We start from the raw sequence: 5,388 nt of genomic DNA on the forward strand, positions 1-5,388 counted from the left end.
TGGCCTCGCTTCAGCAAATTGGGTAGGTGATAGATCTCGGTGTTTTGTGAGCGTCGAACTTTCGGTTCATCTTCGTCTTCACACACCGCAATCTGATGCTCTTTCGAGTAGTCAAATTGCTTGGGTGTTATATGGTCAAGCCTCACGGGCAATTAGTATTGGTTAGCTCAACGCCTCACAGCGCTTACACACCCAACCTATCAACGTCGTAGTCTTCGACGGCCCTTCAGGGAACTCAAGGTTCCAGTGAGATCTCATCTTGAGGCTAGTTTCCCGCTTAGATGCTTTCAGCGGTTATCTATTCCGAACATAGCTACCCGGCAATGCCACTGGCGTGACAACCGGAACACCAGAGGTTCGTCCACTCCGGTCCTCTCGTACTAGGAGCAGCCCCTCTCAAATCTCAAACGTCCACGGCAGATAGGGACCGAACTGTCTCACGACGTTCTAAACCCAGCTCGCGTACCACTTTAAATGGCGAACAGCCATACCCTTGGGACCGGCTTCAGCCCCAGGATGTGATGAGCCGACATCGAGGTGCCAAACACCGCCGTCGATATGAACTCTTGGGCGGTATCAGCCTGTTATCCCCGGAGTACCTTTTATCCGTTGAGCGATGGCCCTTCCATACAGAACCACCGGATCACTAAGACCTACTTTCGTACCTGCTCGACGTGTCTGTCTCGCAGTCAAGCGCGCTTTTGCCTTTATACTCTACGACCGATTTCCGACCGGTCTGAGCGCACCTTCGTACTCCTCCGTTACTCTTTAGGAGGAGACCGCCCCAGTCAAACTACCCACCATACACTGTCCTCGATCCGGATAACGGACCTGAGTTAGAACCTCAAAGTTGCCAGGGTGGTATTTCAAGGTTGGCTCCACGCAGACTGGCGTCCACGCTTCAAAGCCTCCCACCTATCCTACACAAGCAAATTCAAAGTCCAGTGCAAAGCTATAGTAAAGGTTCACGGGGTCTTTCCGTCTAGCCGCGGATACACTGCATCTTCACAGCGATTTCAATTTCACTGAGTCTCGGGTGGAGACAGCGCCGCCATCGTTACGCCATTCGTGCAGGTCGGAACTTACCCGACAAGGAATTTCGCTACCTTAGGACCGTTATAGTTACGGCCGCCGTTTACCGGGGCTTCGATCAAGAGCTTCGCGTTAGCTAACCCCATCAATTAACCTTCCGGCACCGGGCAGGCGTCACACCCTATACGTCCACTTTCGTGTTTGCAGAGTGCTGTGTTTTTAATAAACAGTCGCAGCGGCCTGGTATCTTCGACCGGCATGAGCTTACGGAGCAAGTCCTTCACCCTCACCGGCGCACCTTCTCCCGAAGTTACGGTGCCATTTTGCCTAGTTCCTTCACCCGAGTTCTCTCAAGCGCCTTGGTATTCTCTACCCAACCACCTGTGTCGGTTTGGGGTACGGTTCCTGGTTACCTGAAGCTTAGAAGCTTTTCTTGGAAGCATGGCATCAACCACTTCGTTACCTAAAAGGTAACTCGTCATCAGCTCTCGGCCTTAGAATCCCGGATTTACCTAAGATTCCAGCCTACCACCTTAAACTTGGACAACCAACGCCAAGCTGGCCTAGCCTTCTCCGTCCCTCCATCGCAATAACCAGAAGTACAGGAATATTAACCTGTTTTCCATCGACTACGCTTTTCAGCCTCGCCTTAGGGACCGACTAACCCTGCGTCGATTAACGTTGCGCAGGAAACCTTGGTCTTTCGGCGTGGGTGTTTTTCACACCCATTATCGTTACTCATGTCAGCATTCGCACTTCTGATACCTCCAGCAAGCTTCTCAACTCACCTTCACAGGCTTACAGAACGCTCCTCTACCGCATCACTTACGTGATACCCGTAGCTTCGGTGTATGGTTTGAGCCCCGTTACATCTTCCGCGCAGGCCGACTCGACTAGTGAGCTATTACGCTTTCTTTAAAGGGTGGCTGCTTCTAAGCCAACCTCCTAGCTGTCTAAGCCTTCCCACATCGTTTCCCACTTAACCATAACTTTGGGACCTTAGCTGACGGTCTGGGTTGTTTCCCTTTTCACGACGGACGTTAGCACCCGCCGTGTGTCTCCCATGCTCGGCACTTGTAGGTATTCGGAGTTTGCATCGGTTTGGTAAGTCGGGATGACCCCCTAGCCGAAACAGTGCTCTACCCCCTACAGTGATACATGAGGCGCTACCTAAATAGCTTTCGAGGAGAACCAGCTATCTCCGAGCTTGATTAGCCTTTCACTCCGATCCACAGGTCATCCGCTAACTTTTCAACGGTAGTCGGTTCGGTCCTCCAGTTAGTGTTACCCAACCTTCAACCTGCCCATGGATAGATCGCCCGGTTTCGGGTCTATTCCCAGCGACTAGACGCCCTATTAAGACTCGCTTTCGCTACGCCTCCCCTATTCGGTTAAGCTCGCCACTGAAAATAAGTCGCTGACCCATTATACAAAAGGTACGCAGTCACCCAACAAAGTGGGCTCCCACTGCTTGTACGCATACGGTTTCAGGATCTATTTCACTCCCCTCTCCGGGGTTCTTTTCGCCTTTCCCTCACGGTACTAGTTCACTATCGGTCAGTCAGTAGTATTTAGCCTTGGAGGATGGTCCCCCCATATTCAGACAAAGTTTCTCGTGCTCCGTCCTACTCGATTTCATGACTAAGAGATTTTCGCGTACAGGGCTATCACCCACTATGGCCGCACTTTCCAGAGCGTTCCGCTAATCTCAAAGCCACTTAAGGGCTAGTCCCCGTTCGCTCGCCACTACTAAGGGAATCTCGGTTGATTTCTTTTCCTCAGGGTACTTAGATGTTTCAGTTCCCCTGGTTCGCCTCTTGCACCTATGTATTCAGTACAAGATAACCATCTTATGATGGCTGGGTTCCCCCATTCAGACATCTCCGGATCAAAGTCTGTTTGCCGACTCCCCGAAGCTTTTCGCAGGCTACCACGTCTTTCATCGCCTCTGACTGCCAAGGCATCCACCGTATGCGCTTCTTCACTTGACCATATAACCCCAAGCAATCTGGTTATACTGTGAAGACGACATTCGCCGAAAATTCGAATTTCTCAGTTAAGAGAACTCACAAATTTTACCTTAGCCTGATCCGTTACCAGTGAAAGTAACGTTCAGTCTATCTTTCTATCACATACCCAAATTTTTAAAGAACGAACTAGTCAAAGACTAGAAATCAACATTCACCATCACAACGATGGAATGCTCATTTCTAAGCTTTATACAAACAGAAGCAGTAGTGGTGGAGCCAAACGGGATCGAACCGTTGACCTCCTGCGTGCAAGGCAGGCGCTCTCCCAGCTGAGCTATGGCCCCGTATTTCTACAGGCGTTTCCCACACAAAATTGGTGGGTCTGGGCAGATTCGAACTGCCGACCTCACCCTTATCAGGGGTGCGCTCTAACCAACTGAGCTACAGACCCAATTTCGGGCTGCTTCTTTTCGTCTTCTTCAATGAATCAAGCAATTCGTGTGGGAACTTATGGAGCAGCTGATGTCGTCGATTAAGGAGGTGATCCAGCCGCAGGTTCCCCTACGGCTACCTTGTTACGACTTCACCCCAGTCATGAATCACACCGTGGTAACCGTCCTCCCGAAGGTTAGACTAGCTACTTCTGGTGCAACCCACTCCCATGGTGTGACGGGCGGTGTGTACAAGGCCCGGGAACGTATTCACCGCGACATTCTGATTCGCGATTACTAGCGATTCCGACTTCACGCAGTCGAGTTGCAGACTGCGATCCGGACTACGATCGGTTTTATGGGATTAGCTCCACCTCGCGGCTTGGCAACCCTCTGTACCGACCATTGTAGCACGTGTGTAGCCCAGGCCGTAAGGGCCATGATGACTTGACGTCATCCCCACCTTCCTCCGGTTTGTCACCGGCAGTCTCCTTAGAGTGCCCACCATTACGTGCTGGTAACTAAGGACAAGGGTTGCGCTCGTTACGGGACTTAACCCAACATCTCACGACACGAGCTGACGACAGCCATGCAGCACCTGTCTCAATGTTCCCGAAGGCACCAATCTATCTCTAGAAAGTTCATTGGATGTCAAGGCCTGGTAAGGTTCTTCGCGTTGCTTCGAATTAAACCACATGCTCCACCGCTTGTGCGGGCCCCCGTCAATTCATTTGAGTTTTAACCTTGCGGCCGTACTCCCCAGGCGGTCAACTTAATGCGTTAGCTGCGCCACTAAAAGCTCAAGGCTTCCAACGGCTAGTTGACATCGTTTACGGCGTGGACTACCAGGGTATCTAATCCTGTTTGCTCCCCACGCTTTCGCACCTCAGTGTCAGTATTAGTCCAGGTGGTCGCCTTCGCCACTGGTGTTCCTTCCTATATCTACGCATTTCACCGCTACACAGGAAATTCCACCACCCTCTACCATACTCTAGTCAGTCAGTTTTGAATGCAGTTCCCAGGTTGAGCCCGGGGATTTCACATCCAACTTAACAAACCACCTACGCGCGCTTTACGCCCAGTAATTCCGATTAACGCTTGCACCCTCTGTATTACCGCGGCTGCTGGCACAGAGTTAGCCGGTGCTTATTCTGTCGGTAACGTCAAAATTGCAGAGTATTAATCTACAACCCTTCCTCCCAACTTAAAGTGCTTTACAATCCGAAGACCTTCTTCACACACGCGGCATGGCTGGATCAGGCTTTCGCCCATTGTCCAATATTCCCCACTGCTGCCTCCCGTAGGAGTCTGGACCGTGTCTCAGTTCCAGTGTGACTGATCATCCTCTCAGACCAGTTACGGATCGTCGCCTTGGTGAGCCATTACCTCACCAACTAGCTAATCCGACCTAGGCTCATCTGATAGCGCAAGGCCCGAAGGTCCCCTGCTTTCTCCCGTAGGACGTATGCGGTATTAGCGTCCGTTTCCGAACGTTATCCCCCACTACCAGGCAGATTCCTAGGCATTACTCACCCGTCCGCCGCTCTCAAGAGAAGCAAGCTTCTCTCTACCGCTCGACTTGCATGTGTTAGGCCTGCCGCCAGCGTTCAATCTGAGCCATGATCAAACTCTTCAGTTCAAACATCTTTGGGTTTTTAAGAAACCCTAAACTTGGCTCAGCAATCGTTGGTTACATCTTTGATTTCTCGCGGAGTAACTTGTGATGCTGATAATCTTGTTGACTATCAGTCTGACTCCACAAGCACCCACACGAATTGCTTGATTCAGTTGTTAAAGAGCGGTTGGTTAAGATCTTTCGTCTCAACCGAGGCGCGCATTCTACAGCAGCCTCATTTGCTGTCAAGTGGTTATTTTCAGAAGTTTTCGAAGATTTCTTCAACAACTTCAACCACTTGCGCTTGCGATCTCTCGTAAGCGGGAGGCGAATTCTACAG

2 tRNA genes and 2 rRNA genes are annotated in these 5,388 nt (G+C 51.0%); all 4 read right to left on the minus strand.

Annotation, left to right across the window (positions count from 1 at the left end):
* Positions 1 to 131: 131 nt before the first annotated feature.
* Positions 132 to 3,023: ribosomal RNA gene (locus GIW04_RS27430) — 23S ribosomal RNA — on the minus strand.
* 247 nt (positions 3,024 to 3,270) lie between these two features.
* Positions 3,271 to 3,346: transfer RNA gene (locus tag GIW04_RS27435), tRNA-Ala, on the minus strand.
* A 30-nt stretch (positions 3,347 to 3,376) separates the two neighbouring features.
* Positions 3,377 to 3,453 (minus strand) — tRNA-Ile (locus GIW04_RS27440).
* A gap of 82 nt (positions 3,454 to 3,535) precedes the next feature.
* Positions 3,536 to 5,072 (minus strand): 16S ribosomal RNA (locus GIW04_RS27445).
* The 16S and 23S rRNA genes sit together here with 2 tRNA genes alongside, the layout of an rRNA operon.
* Positions 5,073 to 5,388 lie beyond the last annotated feature (316 nt).

It is taken from the genome of Pseudomonas sp. PA-4-8C, from assembly GCF_021606625.1.
Classification (GTDB): Bacteria; Pseudomonadota; Gammaproteobacteria; order Pseudomonadales; family Pseudomonadaceae; genus Aquipseudomonas; species Aquipseudomonas lactis.